At 63.3% G+C, this 24,506-nt stretch carries 18 protein-coding genes; 10 read left to right on the top strand and 8 right to left on the bottom strand.

Translation table 11 applies throughout. The features are described 5' to 3' along the window. Positions 1–33 precede the first annotated feature (33 nt). The 7 genes from OCV80_RS15700 to OCV80_RS15670 form a co-directional block, all read right to left on the bottom strand. Positions 34–582, bottom strand: a complete 549-nt coding sequence (locus OCV80_RS15700) for an ANTAR domain-containing response regulator (RefSeq protein ID WP_021750771.1) — start codon at positions 580–582, stop codon at positions 34–36. A 50-nt stretch (positions 583–632) separates the two neighbouring features. Further along, on the bottom strand, positions 633–1,952 hold the full coding sequence (gene glnA / locus OCV80_RS15695; protein WP_021750770.1) for a type I glutamate--ammonia ligase: 1,320 nt from the start codon (positions 1,950–1,952) through the stop codon (positions 633–635). A 699-nt stretch (positions 1,953–2,651) separates the two neighbouring features. Continuing rightward, entirely contained in the window at positions 2,652–4,190 is a 1,539-nt protein-coding gene (locus OCV80_RS15690) for an ABC transporter substrate-binding protein (protein WP_021752141.1), read from the bottom strand. A gap of 27 nt (positions 4,191–4,217) precedes the next feature. Further along, a complete protein-coding gene (gene pgeF / locus OCV80_RS15685; RefSeq protein WP_119310773.1) occupies positions 4,218–5,018 on the bottom strand; it encodes a peptidoglycan editing factor PgeF in 801 nt (266 codons plus the stop codon). Positions 5,019–5,123: 105 nt separating this feature from the next. Beyond that, the gene (locus OCV80_RS15680; protein ID WP_158629823.1) at positions 5,124–5,291 is read right to left on the bottom strand and encodes a hypothetical protein; all 168 of its coding nucleotides are present in this window, start codon (positions 5,289–5,291) and stop codon (positions 5,124–5,126) included. A 319-nt stretch (positions 5,292–5,610) separates the two neighbouring features. Continuing rightward, positions 5,611–8,367, bottom strand: coding sequence for a preprotein translocase subunit SecA (gene secA / locus OCV80_RS15675; RefSeq protein WP_267288551.1), 2,757 nt, complete (start codon positions 8,365–8,367; stop codon positions 5,611–5,613). Between the two features lie 287 nt (positions 8,368–8,654). Continuing rightward, positions 8,655–9,854 carry a hypothetical protein gene (locus tag OCV80_RS15670; RefSeq protein WP_267288545.1) on the bottom strand — a complete coding sequence of 400 codons (1,200 nt, stop codon included), beginning with the start codon at positions 9,852–9,854 and terminating at the stop codon, positions 8,655–8,657. 179 nt (positions 9,855–10,033) lie between these two features. Between OCV80_RS15670 and OCV80_RS15665 the strand changes: the two genes are divergently transcribed. Next, positions 10,034–11,635, top strand: coding sequence for an MBL fold metallo-hydrolase RNA specificity domain-containing protein (locus OCV80_RS15665; RefSeq protein ID WP_025545630.1), 1,602 nt, complete (start codon positions 10,034–10,036; stop codon positions 11,633–11,635). On the opposite strand, the gene OCV80_RS15660 is transcribed toward OCV80_RS15665, so the two are convergent. Beyond that, positions 11,632–11,910 (bottom strand): DUF6809 family protein, encoded by a 279-nt coding sequence (locus OCV80_RS15660; RefSeq protein WP_136891622.1) that lies wholly within the window; start codon positions 11,908–11,910, stop codon positions 11,632–11,634. The genes OCV80_RS15665 and OCV80_RS15660 overlap by 4 nt on opposite strands. 49 nt (positions 11,911–11,959) lie before the next feature. On the opposite strand from OCV80_RS15660, the gene OCV80_RS15655 reads away from it, so the two are divergent. The 9 genes from OCV80_RS15655 to rpsL all read left to right on the top strand — a co-directional run bounded on the left by OCV80_RS15655 (position 11,960) and on the right by rpsL (position 24,446). Beyond that, positions 11,960–12,172, top strand: coding sequence for a helix-turn-helix domain-containing protein (locus OCV80_RS15655; RefSeq protein WP_021750755.1), 213 nt, complete (start codon positions 11,960–11,962; stop codon positions 12,170–12,172). Between the two features lie 862 nt (positions 12,173–13,034). Beyond that, the gene (gene rlmD / locus OCV80_RS15650; RefSeq protein WP_267288544.1) at positions 13,035–14,438 is read left to right on the top strand and encodes a 23S rRNA (uracil(1939)-C(5))-methyltransferase RlmD; all 1,404 of its coding nucleotides are present in this window, start codon (positions 13,035–13,037) and stop codon (positions 14,436–14,438) included. Continuing rightward, positions 14,404–14,712, top strand: a complete 309-nt coding sequence (locus OCV80_RS15645; RefSeq protein WP_267288543.1) for an HNH endonuclease — start codon at positions 14,404–14,406, stop codon at positions 14,710–14,712. Before rlmD ends, OCV80_RS15645 begins: the two co-directional genes overlap by 35 nt. Beyond that, a complete protein-coding gene (locus OCV80_RS15640) occupies positions 14,637–14,987 on the top strand; it encodes a hypothetical protein (RefSeq protein WP_267288542.1) in 351 nt (116 codons plus the stop codon). The genes OCV80_RS15645 and OCV80_RS15640 overlap by 76 nt, the downstream gene beginning before the upstream one ends. A 178-nt stretch (positions 14,988–15,165) precedes the next feature. Next, entirely contained in the window at positions 15,166–15,351 is a 186-nt protein-coding gene (locus OCV80_RS15635) for a hypothetical protein (RefSeq protein WP_021750746.1), read from the top strand. A 344-nt stretch (positions 15,352–15,695) separates the two neighbouring features. Beyond that, complete coding sequence (rpoB, locus tag OCV80_RS15630; RefSeq protein WP_021750743.1) at positions 15,696–19,397, top strand: DNA-directed RNA polymerase subunit beta; 3,702 nt, start codon at positions 15,696–15,698, stop codon at positions 19,395–19,397. 61 nt (positions 19,398–19,458) lie between these two features. Beyond that, entirely contained in the window at positions 19,459–23,244 is a 3,786-nt protein-coding gene (gene rpoC, locus OCV80_RS15625) for a DNA-directed RNA polymerase subunit beta' (protein WP_021750742.1), read from the top strand. Positions 23,245–23,680: 436 nt separating this feature from the next. Further along, entirely contained in the window at positions 23,681–23,926 is a 246-nt protein-coding gene (locus OCV80_RS15620) for a ribosomal L7Ae/L30e/S12e/Gadd45 family protein (protein WP_025544826.1), read from the top strand. A gap of 103 nt (positions 23,927–24,029) precedes the next feature. Beyond that, positions 24,030–24,446, top strand: coding sequence for a 30S ribosomal protein S12 (gene rpsL, locus OCV80_RS15615; RefSeq protein ID WP_021750740.1), 417 nt, complete (start codon positions 24,030–24,032; stop codon positions 24,444–24,446). Positions 24,447–24,506 lie beyond the last annotated feature (60 nt).

Genomic DNA, 24,506 nt, shown 5'->3' with positions numbered 1-24,506 from the left:
GGACTGCCTCCCTTGTCGTTTCATCGTCAGGCTTCAGCCTGTTGTGTACCGCTCCAGGATCAGCCGGGCGGTCTCTGCAAGCCGCAGCCCCGTGTCCATGCTGTACTTCTGCAGAAAGCGGTGGGCCTCCGCCTCGCTCATGAGGTTTACCTCCATCAGCACCGCCTTGGCCCGGCAGATCAGCCGCTCCTCCTCGGCACTTCGCTGGATATGAAGCCGGGGAGCCGGGGCGCCGCCTGCAAGGACTCCCTGGGCCAGATCCAGCGAGGCGAAGAACTCCGCCCGGGAGGAGGGGACGGCCAACTTGATGAGGTTCCTGTCCCCACACAGCTCCAGATTCCCGGGAGAGGAGATGACCAGCACCGGGGCGATGCCCGTGAGGTCCACGGCCAGCATCTCCGCAGTCATGTCCCGCAGCCGGAAACCGCAGATGACGACGGCTCCGCCCAGCTTCCGGGCGGCTCGGATGGTTTCCGCGCCGCTGAAGCAGGAGATGGACGGCGCGAGGCCGCCGGAGCCCAGAATGCGGGTGATCTGGGCGTGGGCTTTCTCAGAGGCAAACGCCAATATGATCCTGTCCATGGAATTTGCCCCCCTCCTCTCTCTGCGGCCCTGTCAGAAGGGCCGGCAGGTCAGTACGCCACCAGATACTGTTCCAGCTCCCACTGGGACACCTGGGCGGCGTACGACCGGCACTCCCGACGCTTTCCGGCCAGATACTGCTCCGTCACGTGGGCACCTAGCGCGTCCGTAATGACGCTGTCTGCCTCCAGGGCCCGGACGGCCTCCTCCAGAGAGCCGGGGAGCCGCTGGATGCCGGAGGCGTCTCCCACCTCGTAAAGGTTGCCGGTGAGGGGGGCGGGGGGCGTCATCTGCTGCTCGATCCCGTCCAGTCCCGCGGCAAGGCACGCCGCCAGGGCCAGATAGGGGTTGCAGGCGGGATCAGGGCTCCGCAGCTCCACCCGGGTGCTGTTTCCCCGCGGTGTTGGAATGCGGACCAAGGCGGAGCGGTTGCCGGTGGACCAGGCCAGATGGCAGGGGGCTTCGTAGCCGGGCACCAGCCGCTTGTAGCTGTTCACCAGTGGATTGGTGACGGCACAGCATCCCCGTACGTGTCCCAGCAGTCCCGCGATGAACTGATAGGCCAGCGGGGACAGGTGCCGGGGATCCGCCTCGTCATAGAAGGCATTTTTCCCATCCCGAAACAGGGACATATTTACGTGCATGCCGCTGCCGGCGGCGCCGCTGACGGGCTTGGGCATGAAGGTGGCGTGGAGGCCGTTCTTCTGGGCCAGGGTCTTCACCGCCAGCTTGAAGGTCATGATGTTGTCCGCAGCCCGCAGGGCGTCGGTGTACTGGAGGTCGATCTCGTGCTGGCCGGCTGCCACCTCGTGGTGGCTGGCCTCCACCGCCACGCCCATCTGCTCCAGATTCAGGCAGATCTCCCGGCGGGTCCCCTCCCCATGGTCCAGAGGGCCCAGGTCAAAATAGCTGGCCTCGTCGGAAGTCCGGATGGTGGGCTGACCGTCTTCATCGGTCTGGAACAGGAAGAACTCCAGTTCCGCTCCCACATTGCAGGTGAAGCCCAGGGCGTCGGCACGGCGGAGCACCCGCTTCAGCACACCTCGGGGATCACCGGCGAAGGCGGTACCATCGGGGTTGTGGACGTCGCAGATCAGCCGGGCCACCTTGCCGTACTGGGGCCGCCAGGGCAGGATGGCAAAGGTGTCCAGGTCCGGCCAGAGATACTGGTCTGATTCTTCAATGCGGACGAATCCCGCGATGGAGCTGCCATCCATCATAATCTGGTTGTCCAGCGCCCGCCCGATCTGAGAGGCGGTGATGGCTACGTTTTTCAGCTGGCCGAAAATGTCTGTGAACTGCATACGGATGAACTGGGCATCCTCCTCCCGGACCAGCCGGATGATGTCCTCCTTGGTGTAGTGACGCATGAGCCTGACTCCTTTCCGATGGTGACCGTGTATGGACGCGGAGCGCCCCTCCGCGAAAAATTTTAAAAAGAAAAAAGAGCAAAGGATACCGCCAAAGGGCGCCTTTGCTCTCAGTGCTATTATTATACGAACTTTAAGGCGGTGTTGTCAAGACACTTGGGGGCCCGGAATCCCCACAGACGGAAAATTTGTGGGACCGCCTAAAATCGTTCCGCCGTCCCCAGGAGCTTTGGCGAAATCGACAAAAAATGAAGGAATGCGTTGACAGCTCCGACAAAGCTGGCTGCGCGTCCGCCATCAAACAAAGGTACTTTGGCCCACCATCCCACAGCGCCTTGTTTGATACACGCAACGAGACATATCCCATTCAATGGCGGGGGCATTTCTTTTGGCAAAAGAATATGACCGACACATCAGCGGTTATGAAGATCGTCAGCACACCATCTTGCAGGACGGCGATTGCCCCGCAGGCCCCGGATGCCCGGTCCCCTGACCACGCCGGACGAAAAGGGCCGTTGCCCGCAGGCTGCTCTGGAACGGCCCTTCCGGGGAAATCTTCCATTGGCAGCAGTTATCCCATGACTTAGGATGCCCGCTGCCGTGCAGCTGGGACCGCGTTTCCCCCGGCGGGAAGGAAACACAAAACGCGCCCGGACCGGGAATCCCGGTCCGGGCGCGGCGCGTGGAGACAGCGCGGCTTTACGGCTGCCGCAGGTGGATCTGGCAGGAGGGCAGATCGTAGAAGGGCTCTGCCGCCGTAGGGGTCAGGCCGGATACGGCCCCGGTCTGGTACAGGACGGAGGAGGACTTAAAGCACAAGGGCAGAATAGGCGCTTGCTGCTGAAGATAGGCACACAGGTCCGACAGAGCTGCGGCCCGGTCCTCCGCTGCGGCGCAGGCGGCCAGGAGCTGCTCCGTCTGGGGATCCGCCCAGCCGCCGTAGTTCAGACTGCCGCCGGTGCCCACCAGGGCGGAAAGGTCCCAATTCGCAGGCAGCCGCACTTCGCCATAGTACAGGTCGAAGTTCCCGGCGGCCAGGGCGGCGGCATACTCCTCCCAGGGCAGGGCCTCCACTTGGATCTGAAGGTCGAAATCCGACAGGGCCTGGGCGATATGCTCCGCAGCGGAGACCTTGAAAGTGTTCTCCTGATTCACCAGCAGGGTCACTGTGCGGGTCCGGCCGGTGTTCAGTCCCGCTGCCTCCATCGCTGCGGCGAAATCGTCATAGGAGTATAGGGACTCCAGCTCCGCCGGGTAGAGCGGGGAGACAGGGGAGACCGGGAACTGGGCCGCCCGGGCGTGTCCGGACAGCACGGCGCTCACCAGCGTCTCCCGGTTGATGCCCAGGCCCAGGGCCCGGCGGGCGGCGCTGTCCTGAAAGGGGGCGCGGGCGGTGTTGAAGCCCAGGAACTGGAGCACTGTGGTATCCGCATCCTCATAGCTGATGTTGCCGGTGGCGGTGATGGGCTCCGTGCCGATCAGGTCGGCAGTAATCAACTGCACCTCGTGGGAGGAGAACTGGTACAGTATGGCCTCCCGGTCCCTGGCGGCGGAGAGGGCGATCCGCTCCGCGGGGCGGGACTCCCCCCGCCACCAGCCGCTGTGGGACGCCAGACAGGCACCCGCTTCATCGGTGGTGAAATAGTAGGGGCCGGTGCCCACAGGGGTGAGGCTTTCCTCAGTTCCGGACTTGACGATGGGGATGTCCAGCAGGGCCGGGAGGCTGGAGTCCGGGCGGGACAGGGTTACGATTACCACCCCGTCTCCGGCGGAGACAGCGGCCACATGGGCCAGCCGGGCGCTGTACCGCTGGGAACTCTTGGCCCGCCGCAGGGTGGCCGCCGCGTCCGCCGCCGTCAGGGGGGACCCGTCGGAAAAGGTGACGCCGCTGCGGAGGGTGAACGTGTAGGTGAGGGAGGCGGCGTCATAGGTGTAGCTCTGGCACAGCCACGGCTGGGGTTCCAGCTGGCGGTCCAGGCGGAAGAGTCCCTCGTAGATGAGGGAGCCCGCCACCTGTTGCATACCGTCGGCACAGGTCACCGGGTCCAGCGTCTGGTCCGGGTCATAGGGAAGGGTGAACGCCGCAGGGAGGATCACCTCCTCCTGCTGGTCGGCGGGCTCCTGGTCCCCCAGCAGGCCGTTGGCGGACTCCACGGGGGCTTCCGTCCAGCAGCCGGACAGCAGCAGGGTCACTGCCCCCAGCAGGCACAGGATCTGGATGCGCTTGGTCTTGGTCATGGCACAGGCCCTCCGGCAAAGAGTGTTTCAAAGGCAGATCACGGCCACCTGTGCGCCCCGGGCCTCGCCCATCTTCCGGTGGGACCAGAAGAGGTCGGGGCGGCAGGCGGTACACAGGCCGCAGATGTCGATATGCTCCGGCGCGACACCGGCGTGGAGCAGCCACTGACGGTTCAGACCCGCCAAATCTACATGGTATTTGGGCCCTCGACGCTCCAGATACGGCTCCGCCTCCGGCCCCAGGGCAGAGGCCCGCATGGCCTCCGGTACGTCGCCGTCGGTCTCAAAGCAGCATTTCCCAATGCAGGGCCCCACGGCAGCCAGGATGCGTTCCGGTCTGGCGCCCAGCAGGCGGACCATCTCCCGGACGGTCTTCTCCACGATTCCAGCGGCACAGCCCCGCCATCCGGCGTGGACCGCTCCCACGCACCCGGCGTCCGGGTCATGGAGCAGAAGGATGCCGCAGTCGGCGGAGAACACCACCAGGGGCAGTCCTTTTTCAGCGGTGATGAGGGCGTCGGCGTCGTAGTCCCGGTCCCGGATCAGACCCTTCCCGGCGTCGGCGGCGGTGCAGAGCCGCACATCATCCCGGTGGACCTGCCGGGAGAGGACGGGGTACGCCGAGTCCATATCCAGGGCGGCGAAAAAGCGGCGGTAGTTCTCCTCCACGTTCTCCGGCGCGTCCCCGCGTCCGGGGCCCAGGTTCAGGGTATCCCACGGCGCCGGAGACACCCCGCCCCGCCGGGTGGAGAATCCGTGGCGCACCCCGCCCAGCAGGGGAGAGGCGAGCCAGACCAGACTCTGTTGTTCATGGGTGACAAATGACATGGCGACCTCCTTTGATTGAGCATGAAAAGGGACGTCAGGAGCGTTCCTGGGGATCGTTCACCGGGTCCGCAAGGCGGCGGGAACCCTACCACCAGATGGTACCAGTCAGAAACAGCAGGGCGCTGACGAGGAACAAGGCTGTAAAAGGTTGGTGCCTTCGGCGAATAGGTATCCAAAGGCCAGCAGCCCCAGGGCAGATACCATCAGACCTATGCCGATCAGCATATTTCGAATCGTGTGCAGCAGGCGGATGCTCTCCTGATTTTCACCCACGGAAGCAGCTCCCTTCTGTGAAAAGACCGCCCCCTGCCCTCCGGCAGGAGAGAACAGGGAGCGGAAGAGATAAAAATGAAAAGACAAAGGATAAAAGATAGAGTGGAGAGTGAGGAGATGCTCCCAAAAGGAAAGGGGCTAGGGGAAACCCATCCGGGTTTCCCCAGTTGATCTGCCGAAGGCAGATCAAGAAATTCCAATCATTTTCGCCGCGGCGTGTACGTGGCGAAAATACTTTGACCTAAGCGCCTTGGGCGCGTTCACCAGTCCGCAGACTGGTGGTGGGGGAGGTCGAGGGGGAGCCTGCTCCCCCTCGAAATCAGTTGTCGTGGTACTCCTTGCAGGTGCACTTCTTCCACTTCAGGCCGCTGCCGCAGGGGCAGGGGTCGTTGCGGCCGATCTTGTTGACCTTGACAGGCTGCTTCTTGGGGGCGGTGCCGTCGCCGCCCACGTTTTCCACCATGCCCTTGGCCACCCGCTCCCGCTTGACCTCCTCGTCCTTCTTCAGCCGGACGGAGAACATGCGGCGGACCGTCTCGGTCTGGATGGCGGAGACCATCTCCTCGAACATGGTCAGGGACTCCTGCTTGTAGGCGATGACCGGGTCGGTGTTGGCATAGGCCCGCAGGCGGATGCCCTGCTTCAGGTCGTCCATGGCGTCGATGTGGTCCATCCAGTACTCGTCCACCACGCGCAGCATGATGACCCGCTCCAGCTCCCGCATGAGGGGCGTACCGATCTCCGCCTCCTTGGCCTCGTAGGTCTTCTCTGCGGCCTCCAGGAAGAGGTCGGTGAAGTCCTGCTGGGTCTTGTCGGCGGCGTCGTCCTCCGTGAACTGGAAGGTGTCCTTGGGGAAGTACAGCCCCTCCAGGCCGCGCAGCATCTCCCGGCAGCCGGCGGCGTCCAGGGCCTGGGCCTCGCCGAAGACCATAGCCACGTGGTCGGCGATGGCGTTGCGGGTCATGGACAGGATGGTGTCCTTCAGGTCCTTGCCGTCCAGAACCTCCCGGCGCTGCTGGTAGATGATCTCCCGCTGCTTGTTCATGACGTCGTCGTACTCCAGCACGGACTTGCGGGACTGGAAGTTCCGGGACTCCACGGTGGTCTGGGCGTTCTCGATGGCCTTGGTCAGCATCTTGTTCTCGATGGGGGTGTCCTCGTCCAGGTCGAACTTCTCCATCATGTTCTGGATCCGCTCGCCGCCGAAGAGGCGCATCAGGTCGTCCTCCAGGGAGATATAGAACCGGGTCTCGCCGGGGTCGCCCTGGCGGCCGGCGCGGCCGCGGAGCTGGTTGTCGATCCGGCGGGATTCGTGGCGCTCTGTGCCGATGATGAAGAGGCCGCCGGCGGCGCGGACCTTCTCCGCCTCCTCCGCGATCACCGCCTTGTGCTGGGCCATCTTCTCGGCAAACAGCTTCCGGGCGGCCAGAATCTCCTCGTTGTCTGTTTCGGCGTAGCCGGTGGCGTCGGCAATGACCTCATCGGAGTAGCCGGCCTTCACCAGGTCTGCCCGGGCCAGGTACTCGGCGTTGCCGCCCAGCATGATATCGGTGCCGCGGCCGGCCATGTTGGTGGCCACGGTGACGGCGCCGAACTTGCCCGCCTGGGCCACGATCTCCGCTTCCTTCTCATGGTTCTTGGCGTTCAGCAGGTTGTGCTGGATGCCCTCCCGGGCCAGCAGGCCGCTGAGCAGCTCGTTCTTCTCAATGGACACGGTACCCACCAGCACGGGCTGGCCCTTGGCGTGGCAGTCCTTGATCTGCTGGATGACCGCTCGGTACTTGCCTGCCTCGGTCTTGTACACCACGTCGTGGTGGTCGTGGCGCTGGTTGGGCCGGTTGGTGGGGATCTCCACAATGTCCAGCTCGTAGATGGTGCCGAACTCCTCCTGCTCCGTCATGGCGGTGCCGGTCATGCCGGACAGCTTGTCGTACAGGCGGAAGTAGTTCTGGAAGGTGATGGTGGCCAAGGTCTTGTTCTCGCTGGCCACGGTGACGTGCTCCTTAGCCTCGATGGCCTGGTGCAGGCCGTTGGAGTAGCGCCGGCCGAACATCAGACGGCCGGTGAACTCGTCCACGATGATAACCTCGCCGTCCTTCACCACATAGTCGATGTCCCGCTTCATCACGCCGTGGGCCTTGATGGCCTGGTTGATGTGGTGGGAGAGGGTAGCGTTCTCCGGGTCGGACAGATTCTCCACGTGGAAGAACTCCTCCGCCTTGGCGATGCCCCGGGCGGTGAGCATGGCGGTCTTGGCCTTCTCATCCACGATGTAGTCCGCGTCCGCCTCGGCGGGATCCTCTTCCTCCTTGTTGTCCACCTGGACGACCGCCTGCTTCTTCAGGCGGGAGACGAACATCTCTGCCATGTCATAGAGCTGGGTGGACTTCTCCCCCTGGCCGGAGATGATGAGGGGTGTCCGGGCCTCGTCGATCAGGATGGAGTCCACCTCGTCCACGATGGCGAAGGCATGACCCCGCTGCACCAGCTCCGTGGAGTAGATGCACATGTTGTCCCGCAGATAGTCGAAGCCCATCTCGTTGTTGGTGCCATAGGTGATGTCCGCGGCGTAAGCGGCCTGCCGCTCCTTGGTGGTCAGGCCGTGGACGATCAGGCCCACCTTCAGGCCCAGGAAGCGGTGGACCTTGCCCATCCACTCACTGTCGCGCTTGGCCAGGTAGTCGTTCACCGTGACGATGTGGACGCCCCGGCCGGTCAGGGCGTTCAGATAGGCGGGCAGAGTGGCTACCAGGGTCTTGCCCTCGCCGGTCTTCATCTCGGCGATCCGGCCCTGGTGCAGCACGATGCCGCCCACCAGCTGCACCCGGTAGGGCCGCATGCCCAGCACCCGGTCCGCGGCCTCCCGCACGGTGGCAAAAGCCTCCGGCAGGATATCGTCCAGGGTCTCGCCATTCTGCAGGCGCTCCTTGAACTCCGTGGTCTTGGCCCGCAGGGCCTCGTCGCTCATGGCCTTGTATTCGTCGGCCATGGACTCGATCTTGTCCACGATGGGGTAGATGGATTTCAGCTCCCGGGAGCTGTAATCGCCAAAAATCTTTTTCATCAGACCCATGATTGTGATACTTCCTTTCCGGGCCGGTCCCTCCGGCCCGCCGGAATGGCGGAGCGCTGGAGAAAGGCCCGTTGATCCATATTATTTATAAAAGGTGGGGCAGTCCCCACGAAAAAGCAGAAATAGCATACCACAATCGCAGGTGGAATGCAAAGAAAAAACAACTTTTGTAAAAAAAGTTCATAAATAGCGGCCCATGTCCGGCAGAAGCCATGATTTTTCGACAGGACGCGGCGGGGAAATCAGCGAAAAGAAACAAACGCTTCCCGACCGGGCAATCGATTGCCCAGTCATAGGAGCTCCGGATCCAGCTCCTCGTCCAGCAGCATCCGGATGCGGCTGAGGACCGTGCCCTCGCCGGTGGAGGCGTCGTAGTCCACGCTTACCAGCCGGGCGCCCGGCAGCTTGCGCTGGAGGGCGGCGTACTGCCCCTTGCCGAAGATGTGGCCCGGCAGGCAGGCGAAGGGCTGGACGCAGAGAATTTTTCGGTATCCCAGCCGGGCCCAGCCCACGGCCTCGGCAGCGATCAGCCACCCATCCGCCACCGTCACCCGCAGGGGAGCATACCCCTCCGCCTGCCGCTTCAGCTCCGGCAGCGGCGGCAGGGCATGATAGCCCGCCTGATTCAAAATCGACAGCATATCCCGCTGGATCTCCGCCAGGTACGACGCCAGCAGCCGATACACCCGCCGGGCAGGGGCGGAGCCTTTCAGGGCGTGGCCGTCCATGTAGTACAGGGCGTACCAGGTGATGCCGCCCACGCCGATCTCGCAGTGCTCCGCCGCCAGATACCGCTCCAAATTCCAGTTGCCCAGGTGGCAGTATTTCGTGTAGATCTCCCCCACGATAGCCACCTTCTGGACTTCACGGGGCACCCGCTCCACCGCCCGGAATTCGGCCGCCATCTCCCGGCAGCGGCGCAGGATCTCCCGGCGGGTGAGTCCTCGATTCCCCGCCAGATCCTGTCCCAGGTCCTCCGTCCAGCGGCGCCAGAGTGCCTCCGCCGTGCCGGGGACTGCCTCGTATGGCCGGGTCTGGTTCCGCAGCAGGGCCAGCGTGTCCCCCCACACGGCAGCGGCCAGACAGCGGCGGACCATGGCGGCGGTGATGGGCAGCCCGGTGCCCCAGTCGATGCCCCGGACATTGAGACTCAGGGTCTCCACCCGGCCGTAGCCCAGCCGGTCCAGCACCCGCCGCAGCAGGCGGATGCCGCAGGAGCCCCGGCACTCGTCCCCCGCCTGGCCGAACAGCACCCCGCACCGGGCCGGGTCGTACCGCCCGGACCGCAGGGCGGACAGCACCTGCCCCGCCACCAGGAACACCGGATAGCACAGCTCATTGTGGAAATATTTCAGCCCCAGCTCCGCCAGATGGGGATCGTCCTCCGTCAGCAGCACCGGCTCCCATTCCTCCGACGTAAAGGCGTACTGCAGCAGGGGGAACCAATCGTCCAGCAGGGAGGGGATCAGCAGCGTCTTCCGCTCTGCCATCCCGGCCACCTCCTTTTATCCCAGCATACCGGTCCGCGCGGGGGAAAGCAAGGCAAAAGTGGTTACAAAATCCGCCGGAATCCCCGCCGCCCCTTGCCCCGCCCGCTCCTTTGTGTTAAACTGACAAAAAAGCCCCACCCGCCGCCGCGGCGGGGAGGAGCAAAAAAGGAGGTTCCCCCATGAAGCTCAGCTTTTACGGCGCCGACCAGTGCGTCACCGGCAGCTGCCACTGTCTGGAGGTCAACGGCAGGCGCATCCTGGTGGACTGCGGATTGCAGCAGGGGCGGGACGAGGTGTCCAACGACGCTTTTCCCTTTGCCGCGAACGACATCGACTTCGTCCTGGTGACCCACGCCCACATCGACCACACCGGCCGGATCCCCATGCTGGTGAAGCAGGGCTTCCAGGGCCGGATCGTCGCCACCCGGCTGACGGCGGATCTCATGGACATCATGCTCCAGGACTCCGCCCACATCCAGGAGTCCGACGCGGAGTGGAAGAACCGCAAGGCGGAGCGGTCCGGCGCCCCCCGGGTGGAGCCCCTTTACACCATCGAGGACGCCCAGCGGGTGAGCCAGTACATGACCACCTGCGAGTACAACCAGCCCCTGGACCTGTGCGAGGGCGTCCGGGTGGAGTTCGTGGACGCGGGCCATCTGCTGGGCTCCGCCTCCATCCTCGTCACCGCCACGGAGGGCGGCATCACCAAACAGATCGTCTTTTCCGGCGACATCGGCAATGTGGACCAGCCCATCATCCGGGACCCCACCTACCTCACCGGCGCGGACTACGTGGTGATGGAGTCCACCTACGGCGACCGCAACCACACGGAGGTGTGGAGCTACACCGACGATCTGGCGAAGATCATCGACGAGACCATCGCCAAGGGCGGCAACGTGGTGATCCCCTCCTTCGCCGTGGGCCGCACCCAGGAGCTGCTGTACTTCATCCGGGAGATCAAGGACAAGGGGATGGTGAAGAGCGACCCGGACTTCCCCGTGTACATCGACTCCCCCCTGGCCAAGAAGGCCACCACCATCTTCACCGGCGACCTGCGGGGCTATCTGGATGAGGCGGCGCTGGAGCTGGTGCAGGACGGCACCCACATGTTCAACTTCACCAACCTGCGCATGACGGAGACCAGCGAGGAGTCCAAAATGCTGAACATGGACCCCACCCCCAAGGTCATCATCTCCGCCTCCGGCATGTGCGACGCGGGCCGCATCCGCCACCACCTGAAGCACAACCTCTGGCGGCCGGAGTGCACCGTGGTGTTCGTGGGCTACCAGGGGGAGGGCACCCTGGGCCGCGCCCTGCTGGAGGGTGTGAAGAGCGTGAAGCTCTTCGGCGAGGAGATCGCCGTCCATGCGCAGATCGTGAACTTCCAGGGTCTCTCCTCCCACGCGGACCGGAACCACCTGCTCTCCTGGATCCAGGCCATCCAGGCCCCCAAGCCCCAGCACGTGTTCGTGGTCCACGGGGACCGGGAGGTGGCGCCCTTCTTCGCCAAGACCATCCAGGGCCTGGGCTTCACCGCCCACGCGCCCCAGTACACGGAGGTGTACGACCTGATCGCCGACAAGGTGACCGAGCCCGGCTACCTGCCTGAGCGGAAGGCCAGGACCACCGGCGGTATGCGGGCCAGCGCGGCCTACGAGCGGCTGGTGGCCGTGGGCAACATGCTTATGGAGAGCATCAAGCGTAGCCGCGGGCGGGACAACAAGTCCCTGGCCCGGTTCGCGGACCAGCTGCGGCAGCTGCTGGAGAAGTGGGAGAGCTAAGGCAGCTCCCTTGCCAGAGAGAAGGCGGCCTGGAACGCGGCCTCCAGCTCCATGCTGTGGAGCTGCGCCGCCGCATCCTCGTATTTTTCGACGGTGTTCCAGCTGTCGTCCGGAAGCAGGTCCCGGAGCCGCAGGGACAGGCGGGCGGTTAGGCGGGAGACTTCCCGGTACTCCGGGGAGGGGAGATAGGAGGGGAGGAGCTCCTCCTTGGCATAGGCATATAAAATTTCCATTGCATCCGACATAGCGATCACCATAGCACCCATTTTGTACATATCATTATATACACCCATATTGTGCGTGTCAAGGGGTTTGAGAGTTTTTATGATAAAATTTGCGGAGAGACTGCGCGAACTGCGGAGAGAAAAGAAAGTGACCCAGTCAAAGATGGCCGATTTCCTCGGTATCAAGCTGAGGTCTTACCAGAACTATGAGGGCGGCTCTCGCCGGCCGGATTACGAGGGACTGGTGGCCCTGGCGGATTACTTCGACGTGACCACAGATTATCTGCTGGGGCGGAGCGACGTGCGGGGGTAACATGGGATGGGCCGCCGTCCGGCGGCCACGGGGGATTCTGCTCCCGCAGGGGGCTGGTCCAGCGGGATGCACCCCCCATTGTCGTCGTCGCAAAGTCCGCTCAGCTCCGTTTCCGCCTGCGGCGAAAACTGCGCCTGCTCCCTTGCTCCTCCTCTCCCCACCGCGCGGGGCGCGGCGGGGGCCCCTTTCGGTCTTGCCAAAAGAGAAACGGGCCGTGCACGGTCCAAAAGAAAAGACCGCTTAGACGCGCTCCGGCGCGTTCGTGCCTCCGCGCGACGGGGGTCGGCGGATCGGTGCAAGCGCCGATTTTGGCCTGCCTTCGGGCACGCTATCATCTTCTGCGATTTCTGGGACTGCCGTCCCGTGGCGGATGGTGCGGAGGTCGTCGGGGTGGTTATCGCATTGTCTCTGCTTCTCTTTTCGCTGCCGCTGGCCGTCCCGCGCGGGAACTGGTGCAACGGGCGGATGTGGACATCCGCCCGAAAGCATAAACCCCTACGACCACCCGGGTAGCGCGTAGCGAAGCGGAACGCGCGGAAAGAGGAGCCGGTCAAATGCGTCCTTGCACCCCGACCCAAGACGCACCCGCGCCGCGGGAATCCGCCATCAAGCCTGTACCGCACCCCGCCGCGCCCGTCGGGGAGCCATCGCAGACCCGCAGGCACCATCTCACGCCGACCCCCGTACAGCAACTTTGCACCAGAGGTGCAAAGTTGCGACCAAAGCGCCTTTTTCTCTTACACCGGGCGCGGCGCGTTCTCTTTTTGGGTAAGACCAAAAAGAGAATGGGGGGCGCATCTGCCTAGCCATCAGCATGGCTGAAATTCCAGCGTCCAATGGGACGCACCCCCCGGAGGTATCTATGGATCGACTTCATGAAAACCGCATCTACACCGGCACGGTGGAATCCTACTCCAGCGAGGGTTTGGGCATCGTCCGCCTGGACGGCGCCGTGGTGTTCGTCCCTCAGGCCGTCCGGGGGGAAACCATCGACCTGAAAATCACCAAGGTGATGAAGACCGCCGCCGCAGGGGAGATCGTGAAGATCCACAAGCCCTCTCCCGACCGGGCCCAGCCCGAGTGCCCCGATTACGGCCGGTGCGGCGGGTGCGACTTCCAGCACCTGACGTACCCCGAGGAGCTGTGGGCCAAGCGCCAGCGGGTCCAGGACGCCCTGACCCGCCTGGGGGGCGCAGACATCCGGGTGGAGGAGATCCTGGGGGCAAAGAACCCCCTCCACTACCGCAACAAGAGCCAGTACCCCGTGGGCGCGGACGGCGCCATCGGTTTCTACCGGGCCCGGTCCCATCAGGTGGTGCCGGTGAAGCGGTGCTTGATCCAGCCCGAGGCGGCGGACAAAACCGCCGCGGCGGTGGGGGAGTGGATGCGGCGCTACAAGGTTCCCGCCTACGACGAGGCCACCGGAAAGGGACTGGTGCGCCATGTGTACGTCCGGGTGAACCGGAAGGGCGAGAGCCTTTGCTGCGTGGTAATCAACGGCAGGCAGGCCCCCCGGGAGCCGGAGCTGGCCGCCTATGTCTGCGCCGCCGTGCCCCACACCGCGGGAGTGCTGGTGAACAGCAACACGAAGCGGGGCAACGTGATTCTGGGGGAGAAGTACCGCACCCTCTGGGGGCGGGACTATCTGATGGACACCCTCTGCGGCCTGGAGTTCAAGTTGTCGGTGCCCTCCTTTTACCAGGTGAACCGAGATCAGGCGGAAGCGTTGTACGGCAAGGCCCTGGATTATGCCGGCCTGACGGGGCGGGAGACGGTGCTGGACCTGTACTGCGGCATCGGCACCATTACGCTGTGCCTGGCGAAGCGGGCCGGACGGGTCATCGGTGCGGAGATCGTGCCGGCGGCCATCCGGGACGCCAAAGAGAACGCCGCCCGGAACCACATTGAAAACGCGGAATTCTTCTGCGGCGACGCGGCTGAGACAGCCGCACGGCTGGAGACGGAGGGCCTGCGGCCGGACGTCATCACCGTGGACCCGCCCCGGAAAGGGCTGGCGCCGGAGGTGATCGGCTCCATCGCGGCCATGGGGCCGGAGCGGGTGGTGTATGTCTCCTGCGACCCCGCCACGCTGGGCCGGGACGTGAAGCGGTTCGGAGAGCTGGGTTACCGGGCCGTCCGGGCCTGTGCAGTGGACATGTTTCCCGCCACACGGCATGTTGAGAGCGTGGTGCTGCTGGAGAGGTATGATATGGATGGGAGGCGCATAGACCATGGCGGGAGAACGGATTCGGACGACCATCCCTGAAATTGTGGACTATTGGGCAAAGCACACGGGTGAATGCGGATTGAGCGTCGATTTCGCGGAGGCCCATGAGCAGTGCTGGCGCTGCGACTGCCAGCGCAGTCTGGAACGCTGCCACATCGTCCCTGCTTCTCTGGGCGGCGAGGACACGCCGTCCAATTTTGTCATCTTGTGTAAGCGATGCCATTTGGAAACCCCAATGTGGCGGATCCGGAGGTCATGTGGGACTGGCTGCGGGCATACGGCGTGCCTTTTTATGACACCTTCTGGTGGGTAAACGGGATCGAAGAATACAAAAAGATATACGGGAGATCCTATGCAGAGGAACTCCGGACGCGGGGAATTTCCCCGGAGGACCCGGCATTCAAGGCGGTTTTGGACGAGCAGCGGCAGAAGGCGTCCTACCATTTCGGCGATCCCCATCTGAACATTGCCACACTGGCGGGGATCATCCGAATGGCGCTGAAGGCATACGACGCGGCTCACGGCCTGGAAACTGAACGGAATGTGATCGCCTATATCAACCGGAATGGATTCTGGCAGGGAAAATAAAGGAATTCCCCGACCCAATAAAACGGCCGAATCCCGGCATGATAGAGATGCCGCACTGCCGCGGCATCCGGCTGCTTGGATTTTTGCGGCCTGTACAGAAAACAGTTGTCAAATTCCGGCAGAGGGTGTATGATAGGACAAAGAAAGGCGGCCAGAGTACCGAAACAGGAGGAACGTTATGAACAAAACTGCAAGCATGGTCTTGAAGATCATCGGCGCCAGCCTGGCATTCGCAGCGGTTATCTGCCTGCTGATCGGCGGCTGGCATGACCTCAGCGTGGGATACAGCGGTATGAAGAAGCGGCTGGCCCGGAAATTCGGCTCCGAGTACGACGACTACGCCGACGAAGAGCTCTACGAGTAATCCAGAGCATAAAAAGGACCCCATCCAGATGGATGGGGCCCTTTTCTGCGTTTTTTTCGCCACATGGCAACAAAAAACGGCTGGAAGAAATCCCCAACCGCAACGAAATTCCCCTTGACAGAGGAAAAAAACCATGGTAAAATAAGACGCTTATATGATGGCAGAGGATATTCCGCCATTTTTTATCGTTGAGATAACGATAGCATATTTCCCAGAACAATGCAAGAGCGGGATGCAGGAATTTTAACAACGATACCGTGCGTATCATTCCTGGCCGCGCCACCCGAAAAACCACGCGCCCGGCAGGACAGGGCGGGGCGCACAGAAGAAAGGTGAATGAGAAGATGGCCAAAGACAAGTACTACGGAAAGACCCTTCGTAAGAACTTCGCCAGGCACGAGGAAGTCATGCCCATGCCCAACCTTCTGGAGATCCAGAAGAAGTCTTACCAGGAGTTTTTGGACACCGGCCTCCGGGAGGTGTTCAACGACGTGGGCGCGATCACGGACTATCAGGGCAACCTGGAGCTGACCTTCATCGACTACAAGATGGATGAGGCGCCCAAGTACGACGTGGAGGAGTGCAAGGCCCGGGATGCCACCTACGCCGCGCCGCTGAAGGTGAAGGTCCGCCTTCGGAACAAGGAGACCGAGGAGATCAAGGAGCAGGAGATCTTCATGGGCGACTTCCCGCTGATGACCCACTCCGGCACCTTTGTTATCAACGGCGCCGAGCGCGTCGTGGTTTCCCAGATCGTCCGGTCCCCCGGTGTGTACTACGGCAAGGAGACGGACATCAAGACCGACCTGCCCATCCTCACCTCCACTGTCATCCCCAACCGGGGCGCCTGGCTGGAGTATGAGACCGACGCCAACGAGGTCTTCTGGGTCCGCATCGACAAGAACCGCAAGCTCCCCATCACCTGCCTGATCCGGGCCCTGGGCCTGAAGACGGACCAGGAGATCCTGGACCAGTTCGGCGACGATCCCCGCATCGTCACCACCCTGGAGAAGGACCCCTGCAAGAACTACGAGGACGCCATGCTGGAGATCTACCGGCGCCTGCGTCCCGGCGAGCCCCCCACGGTGGAGGCCAGCGAGACCCTGATCCACAACCTGTTCTTCGACCCCCGGCGCTACGACCTGTCCACCGTGGGCCGGTACAAGTTCAACAAGAAGCTGTCCCTGTGGCAGCGCATCCCCGGCTACAAGCTGGTCTATCCCGTGGCAGATCCTGCCACCGGTGAGCTCCTGTTTGATGAGGGCCATCTGCTGACCAAGGACGATGCCCGCCTGCTGGATACGGTCGGCGTGGGAGAGGTCACCATCGACGTGGAGGGAGCGCCCCTGCGGGTCATGTCCAATAAGATGTGCGACCTGAGCCATTATGTGGACTTCGATCCCCTGGCCGAGTGCGGTATCAAGGAGCGGGTGCGCTTCGACGTGCTGCAGGAGCTGCTGGGCCAGTACAGCGGCGAGGAGCTGAAGGACCAGATCCGCCTGCACCGGGCCGATCTGGTGCCCAAGCATATCATCATTGATGATATCCTCACCTCCATCAACTATATGAACGGCCTGGCCCGGGGCATCTCCGTGAAGGATGACATCGACCACCTGGGCAACCGCCGCCTGCGCTGCGTGGGCGAGCTGCTGCAGAACCAGTTCCGCATCGGCTTTTCCCGGATGGAGCGGGTAATCCGGGAGCGCATGACCATCCAGGACCTGGATGTGGTCACCCCCCAGAGCCTCATCAACATCCGCCCCGTCACTGCCGCCATCAAGGAGTTCTTCGGCTCCAGCCCCCTGAGCCAGTTCATGGATCAGACCAACCCCCTGGCGGAGCTGACCCACAAGCGGCGTCTTTCCGCCCTGGGCCCCGGCGGCCTCTCCCGCGAGCGTGCCAGCATGGAGGTCCGCGACGTCCATTACAGCCATTACGGCCGCATGTGCCCCATCGAGACCCCTGAAGGTCCCAACATCGGCCTGATCTCTTATCTCGCCACCTATGCCCGGATCAATGAGTACGGCTTTATTGAGGCGCCCTACCGGGCGGTGGACAAGGAGACCTTCCACGTCTCCGACGAGATTGTCTATATGACCGCCGACGAGGAGGACAACTACATCGTCGGCCAGGCTGCTGAGCCTCTGGACGAGAACGGCTGCCTCATCAACGCCCGTATCACGGCCCGGCACCGGGACGAGATCGTGGAGGTGGACAAGGAGCGGGTGGACTACATCGATGTGTCCCCCCGGATGATGGTCTCCATCGCGACGGCCATGATCCCCTTCCTGCCCAACGACGACGCCAACCGCGCCCTGATGGGCGCCAACATGCAGCGTCAGGCCGTGCCTCTGCTGCGTCCCCACGCGCCCATTGTGGGCACCGGCATGGAGCACAAGATCTGCATCGACTCTGAGATCGCTGTCCTGGCGGAGGGCGACGGCGTGGTGACCTCTGTGGACGCCCGCCACATCACCGTCAAGTACGACAGCGGCGAGGTCAAGGACTACAAGCTGACCAAGTTCCTCCGGTCCAACCACGGCACCTGCATCAACCAGCGGCCCATCGTGGAGGTGGGCGAGCGGGTTCACGGCTGGGGCACCGACGAGAACGGCCAGACCGTGGATCCCACCGTCCTGGCGGACGGCCCCGCCACTGAGCAGGGCGAGATCGCCCTGGGCCAGAACATCCTGGTTGGCTTCATGACCTGGGAGGGCTACAACTACGAGGACGCCGTGCTGCTGAACGAGCGTCTGGTGCGGGAGGACCTGTATACCTCCATCCACATCGAAGAGTACGAGATCGACGCCCGGGACACCAAGCTGGGCCCGGAGGAGATCACAAGAGACATCCCCAATGTGGGCGAGGACGCCCTGAAGGATCTGGACGAGAACGGCATCATCCGCATCGGCGCAGAGGTCCGTTCCGGCGACATCCTGGTGGGCAAGGTCACGCCCAAGGGCGAGACCGACCTCACCGCCGAGGAGCGGCTGCTGCGGGCCATCTTCGGTGAGAAGGCCCGGGAGGTCCGGGACACCTCTCTGAAGGTCCCCCACGGCGAGAGCGGCATCATCGTGGACGCCAAGGTCTTCACCCGGGAGAACGGCGACGAGCTGGGGCCCGGCGTGAACATGGTAGTGCGGGTGTATATCGCCCAGCGCCGGAAGATCCAGGTGGGCGACAAGATGGCAGGCCGCCACGGCAACAAGGGTGTCGTGTCCCGGGTCCTGCCGCAGGAGGATATGCCCTTCCTGCCCGACGGCACGCCGCTGGACATCGTGCTGAACCCCCTGGGCGTGCCCAGCCGTATGAACATCGGCCAGGTGCTGGAGGTCCATCTGGGCTACGCCGCCCAGAAGCTGGGCTGGAAGGTGGCCACCCCCATCTTCGACGGCGCGTCTTACAGCGACATTCAGGAGCTGCTGCAGCAGGCGGGCCTGGATCCTGAGGGCAAGAGCGTGCTGTACGATGGCCGCACCGGTGAGCCCTTCGACAACAAGGTCACCGTGGGCTACGTGTACTTCCTGAAACTGCACCATCTGGTGGACGACAAGATCCACGCCCGCTCCACCGGCCCGTACTCCCTGGTTACTCAGCAGCCGCTGGGCGGCAAGGCCCAGTTCGGCGGCCAGCGCTTCGGCGAAATGGAAGTCTGGGCCCTGGAGGCCTATGGCGCGGCCTATACCCTGCAGGAGATCCTGACGGTGAAGTCTGACGACGTCACCGGCCGCGTCCGGACCTACGAGGCCATCGTCAAGGGCCACAACGTGCCCCAGCCCGGTGTGCCGGAGTCCTTCAAGGTGCTGGTGAAGGAGCTGCAGTCCCTGTGCCTGGACATTCAGGTGCTGGACAAGGACGGCAACGTCATCGAACTGAAGGAAGACGAGGACGCTATGGACACCTTCAACCTGGCCCGGATGGACGCCGACGATGACCGGCACCGCGCCTTCTCCGAAGAGGCGGAGTTCCAGGATTCCGGCTTTGACATCGAGGACGCCCCGGAGGATGCCGGCGCGGACATCGACGTGGACTTCGACGACGAATGATCCAGGATCGTATTGTTCGTCAACTCAACAATTCTGGATCATGTAAGGAGGAAATCGCAAGATGATCGACAACAACACTGGCAACAACATTGCCTTTGACGCGATTAAGATCGGCATGGCCTCTCCGGAGCAGATCCGCGCCTGGTCCTATGGCGAGGTGAAAAAGCCGGAGACCATCAACTACCGCACCCTGAAGCCGGAGCGGGACGGCCTGTTCTGCGAGCGCATCTTCGGACCCACCAAGGACTGGGAGTGCCACTGCGGCAAGTACAAGAAGATCCGCTACAAGGGCAAGATCTGCGACCGCTGCGGCGTCGAAGTCACCCGGGCCAAGGTCCGCCGGGAGCGCATGGGCCACATCGAGCTGGCCACCCCCGTCTCCCACATCTGGTATTTCAAGGGCATCCCCTCCCGGATGGGTCTGCTGCTGGACATCAGCCCCCGGATCCTGGAAAAGGTGCTGTATTTCGCCAACTATATCGTCACCGACCCCGGTGAGACTCCGCTGACCAAGAATCAGATCCTCTCCGAGAAGGAGTACCGGGATTACCGTGAGAAGTATGAGGACGACTTCCAGGCCGGCATGGGCGCCGAAGCCGTGAAGAAGCTGCTCCAGGACGTGGACCTGGAGGCCCTCTCCGCCCAGCTCCACGCAGAGCTGAAGGATGCCTCCGGCCAGAAGAAGGCCCGGATCGTCAAGCGGCTGGAGGTGGTGGACGCCTTCCGTCTGTCCGGCAACAAGCCGGAGTGGATGGTCATCGACGTGCTGCCTGTTATCCCGCCGGAGCTGCGCCCCATGGTGCAGCTGGACGGCGGCCGGTTCGCCACGTCCGACCTGAACGACCTGTACCGCCGGGTCATCAACCGGAACAACCGACTGAAGCGGCTGATCCAGCTGAACGCCCCAGATATCATCGTCCGCAATGAGAAGCGGATGCTCCAGGAGGCTGTGGACGCCCTGATCGACAACGGCCGCCGGGGCCGCGCCGTCACCGGCGCCAACAACCGGGCGCTGAAGTCCCTCAGCGATCTGTTAAAGGGCAAGCAGGGGCGGTTCCGCCAGAACCTGCTGGGCAAGCGCGTGGACTACTCCGGCCGTTCCGTTATCGTGGTCGGCCCCGAGCTGAAAATCTATCAGTGCGGCGTGCCCAAGGAGATGGCCGTGGAGCTGTTCCGTCCCTTCATCATGAAAAAGCTGGTGGAGGACGGCACTGCCAACAACATCAAGTCCGCCAAGAAGATGGTGGACAAGGGCGTCACCGAGGTGTGGGACGCTCTGGATGTCATCATCAAGGACCACCCCGTCATGCTGAACCGCGCTCCGACGCTGCACCGTCTGGGCATCCAGGCCTTCGAGCCGGTGCTGGTGGACGGCCGGGCCTTGAAGCTGCACCCCCTGAACTGCACCGCCTTCAACGCGGACTTCGACGGCGACCAGATGGCCATTCACGTGCCCCTGTCGGCCGAGGCCCAGGCGGAGGCCCGCATCCTGATGCTCTCCGCCAACAACCTGCTGCGTCCCCAGGACGGCGGCCCTGTCACCGTGCCTACCCAGGACATGGTGCTGGGCTCCTACTACCTGACCATGGACCGCATGGGCAAGGCGGAGAAGGGCGCCGAGACCATCTGGTGCGAGGATGCCGGCGACACCAACCTCACCGCTCACTCCATCGTGGACGCGGATGACTTTGTGGCCGCCAACGACGCCCTGGAGAAGGGGCAGAAGAAGGCCGCCTACCGCCCTCTCCACTTCTACGCCAGCGAGGAAGAGGCCCTCATGGCCTACAACGACCATGTGATTGGGCCCCACTGCCCCATCGGCGTGCGCCGCACCATGACCGTGGACGGCGTCAGCCACACCGCTGTGGTAGAGTCCACCCCCGGCCGTATCATCTTCAACCAGAACATCCCTCAGGACCTGGGCTTTGTGGACCGGACCGATCCCGCCCACGTCTGCGACTATGAGGTGACCTTCACCTGCGGCAAGAAGCAGCTGGGCCAGATCGTAGACCGCACCATCAACAAGCACGGCTTCACCGTGGCCGCTGAGGTGCTGGACGCCATCAAGGCCACCGGCTACAAGCACTCCACCCTGGCGGCCATCACGGTCTCCATCGCGGATATGACCGTGCCCCCCAAGAAGTACGAGCTGGTGGCGGCCTCCGAGCAGAAGGTGCTGGACATTGAGAACCAGTACAAGATGGGCTTCATGACCGAGCACGAGCGCTACAAGCAGGTGGTGCAGGTGTGGGAGAAGACCACCAACGATGTCTCTGACGCCCTGCAGAAGAACCTGGACCGCTATAACCCCATTTTCATGATGGCGGACTCCGGCGCCCGCGGTTCTATGAAGCAGATCCGCCAGCTGGCTGGTATGCGTGGCCTGATCGCCAACACCGCCGGCCGCACCATCGAGATCCCCATCAAGGCGAACTACCGCGAGGGCCTGACCGCCCTGGAGTACTTCATCTCCTCCAGAGGCGCCCGGAAGGGCCTGGCCGACACGGCTCTGCGTACCGCAGACTCCGGTTACCTGACCCGCCGCATGGTGGACGTCTCCCAGGATGTCATCATCCGGGAGGAGGACTGCCACGTGACCCACGGCATCAAGGTCTCCGAGATCAGCGAGAACGGCCAGGTGATCGAGAAGTTCTCCGACCGGCTCCGGGGCCGTTTCCTGGTGGGCGATGTGGTGGACGCCGATACCGGCGAGGTGCTGCTGTCCAGCACCAAGATGATGGACGAGAACGACGCCAAGATCCTGGAGACCCACAAGTGGGTCCAGGCCAACTACCGCGACGGCGACCGCTGCACCTTCGACCCGGCGGTTGACGAGCACCCCACCGTCATGATCCGCACCGTGCTGACCTGCAAGGCCCACAGCGGCGTGTGCGCCAAGTGCTACGGCATGAACCTGGCCACCCAGCAGCCTGTGGGTCCGGGCGAGGCGGTCGGCATCATTGCCGCCCAGTCCATCGGCGAACCCGGCACCCAGCTGACCATGCGTACCTTCCACACCGGCGGTCTGGCCGGCGGCGACATCACCCAGGGTCTTCCCCGTGTCGAGGAACTGTTTGAGGCCCGTAAGCCCAAGCGGATGGCTACTCTGGCAGAGATCGGCGGCACGGTCAAGTTCGAAGAGACCAGCAAGGGCAGCCTGGTGAACATCGTCATCACCGCACCTGACGGGGACACCCGCACCTACGCGGTGCCTCACACCGGCCTGCTGGTGAAGGACGGCGACGTGATCGAGGCCGGCCACCAGCTGACCTACGGTGCGTTGAATCCCCACGAGGTGCTGCGCATCCGCGGCGCTGACGCCGTGTACAACTACCTGATCCAAGAGGTCCTGCGGGTGTACCGCCAGCAGGGCGTGGATATCAACGATAAGCATATCGAGATCATCGTCCGCCAGATGATGCGCAAGGTCCGTCTGGAGGACGCCGGCGACACCAAGCTGCTGGACGGCTCTATGGTGGACGTCCTGGAGCTGGACGACGCCAACGAGGAGATCGACCGCCGCAACGCCGCCGGTGAGCGGCAGGAGAACGGCGAGCCTCTGCGCCACGCCGTAGGCACCCAGCTGCTGATGGGCATCACGAAGGCATCTCTCGCCACGGACTCCTTCCTGTCCGCCGCCTCCTTCCAGGAGACCACCAAGGTCCTGACGGAGGCCGCCATCAAGGGCAAGGCCGACCATCTGGTGGGCCTGAAGGAGAATGTCATCATCGGCAAGCTGATCCCTGCCGGCACGGGCCTGACGGCCTACCACACCTTTGCTGAGGAGTTGGTTCCCGGCCCGGCGCCTGTTGAGGCCGCCCCGGAGCCCATTCCCGCAGAGCTGTGATTCGCCGGACATCCCGCAGACACAAGACCGGGAGAGAGCCTGACCGCTTGCGGTCAGGCTCTCTTTTCAGATGCCGGGCATCGAGAGGCGGGGTGAAGGAGACGCCCCGCAGCCCGGGGCTGAAACGGTTCTGCTGAGAAGCGGATGACCAACGCCCCCCTTTATTTAAAATATCAAAGCTCCCTTGTTCCCAGGCGCACTGCGCCGTATCCGGACGGCGGCCAGAAACGGCCCGGAAACAGGGAGAAGTTCTCCTAAGATGTCTCCAGGTATCCGGCACGCCCGGGAGATGGGGAAAACGTCCAAAAGTCTGCGGATCATGGAAAATTTTTACCGAAAAATGTCTTGACGGATATGTTTCCCCATGGTATAATCCAAAAATGCGCGGATATTAGGATTCTGCGGATTTTGCCATGCGTTTCAGGAGGAATTTCCCGTGATCTCGGAGCTTGCTTCCCAGGAGAAGGTCATCGGCGTGAAGCAGTCCCGCAAGGCGATCCGGGAAGGCCGGGCCAAGCGGGTCTATCTCGCCTGTGACGCCGATCCCGCCATCACCGAGCCGGTGGCCGCCAGCTGTGCGGAGGCCGGCATCCCCGTAGAGACGGACTACACACTGTCCCAGCTGGGCCAGGCGTGCCGGATCAGCGTGGGCGCGTCCGTGGTGGCCGTCCTCTCCGCATAAAGAAATGGTTTTTTTCGGAATAGCTTCACCGCGTTCCGTAAAAAATAAGGGCTGTCGTGGTTACACGGCAGCGAAATTATGAAAGAAAGGAGAAATACACCGAATGCCTACTTTTAACCAGCTGGTCCGTAAAGGAAGAGAACAGGCTACCTACAAGTCCACTTCTCCCGCTCTGCAGTTTGGTCTGAACACCCTGAAGAACAAGACCACCGATCTGCCTTCTCCCCAGAAGAGAGGCGTGTGCACCGCCGTGAGAACCGCGACCCCCAAGAAGCCCAACTCCGCCCTGCGTAAGATCGCCCGTGTGCGTCTGACCAACGGCTACGAAGTCACCGCTTACATTCCCGGCGTGGGCCACTCCCTGCAGGAGCACTCCGTCGTGATGATCCGCGGTGGCCGTGTCAAGGATCTCCCCGGTGTCCGTTACCACATCATCCGCGGTACGCTGGATACCCAGGGCGTCTCCGGCCGTATGCAGGCTCGTTCCAAATACGGTGCCAAGCGGCCCAAGCAGAAGTAAGTCTGCGAACTGAGAGCTTTGCCGAATAGGTTTATATAGATGGCGGCCTCCGGGCCGCCG

Origin of the sequence: Oscillibacter acetigenes (assembly GCF_025567605.1) — a bacterium.
In the GTDB taxonomy this organism is placed as follows: Bacteria; Bacillota; Clostridia; order Oscillospirales; family Oscillospiraceae; genus Oscillibacter; species Oscillibacter welbionis.
Note: the sequence above shows the minus strand (reverse complement) of the source record. Positions and strands in the feature narration are given on the sequence as shown.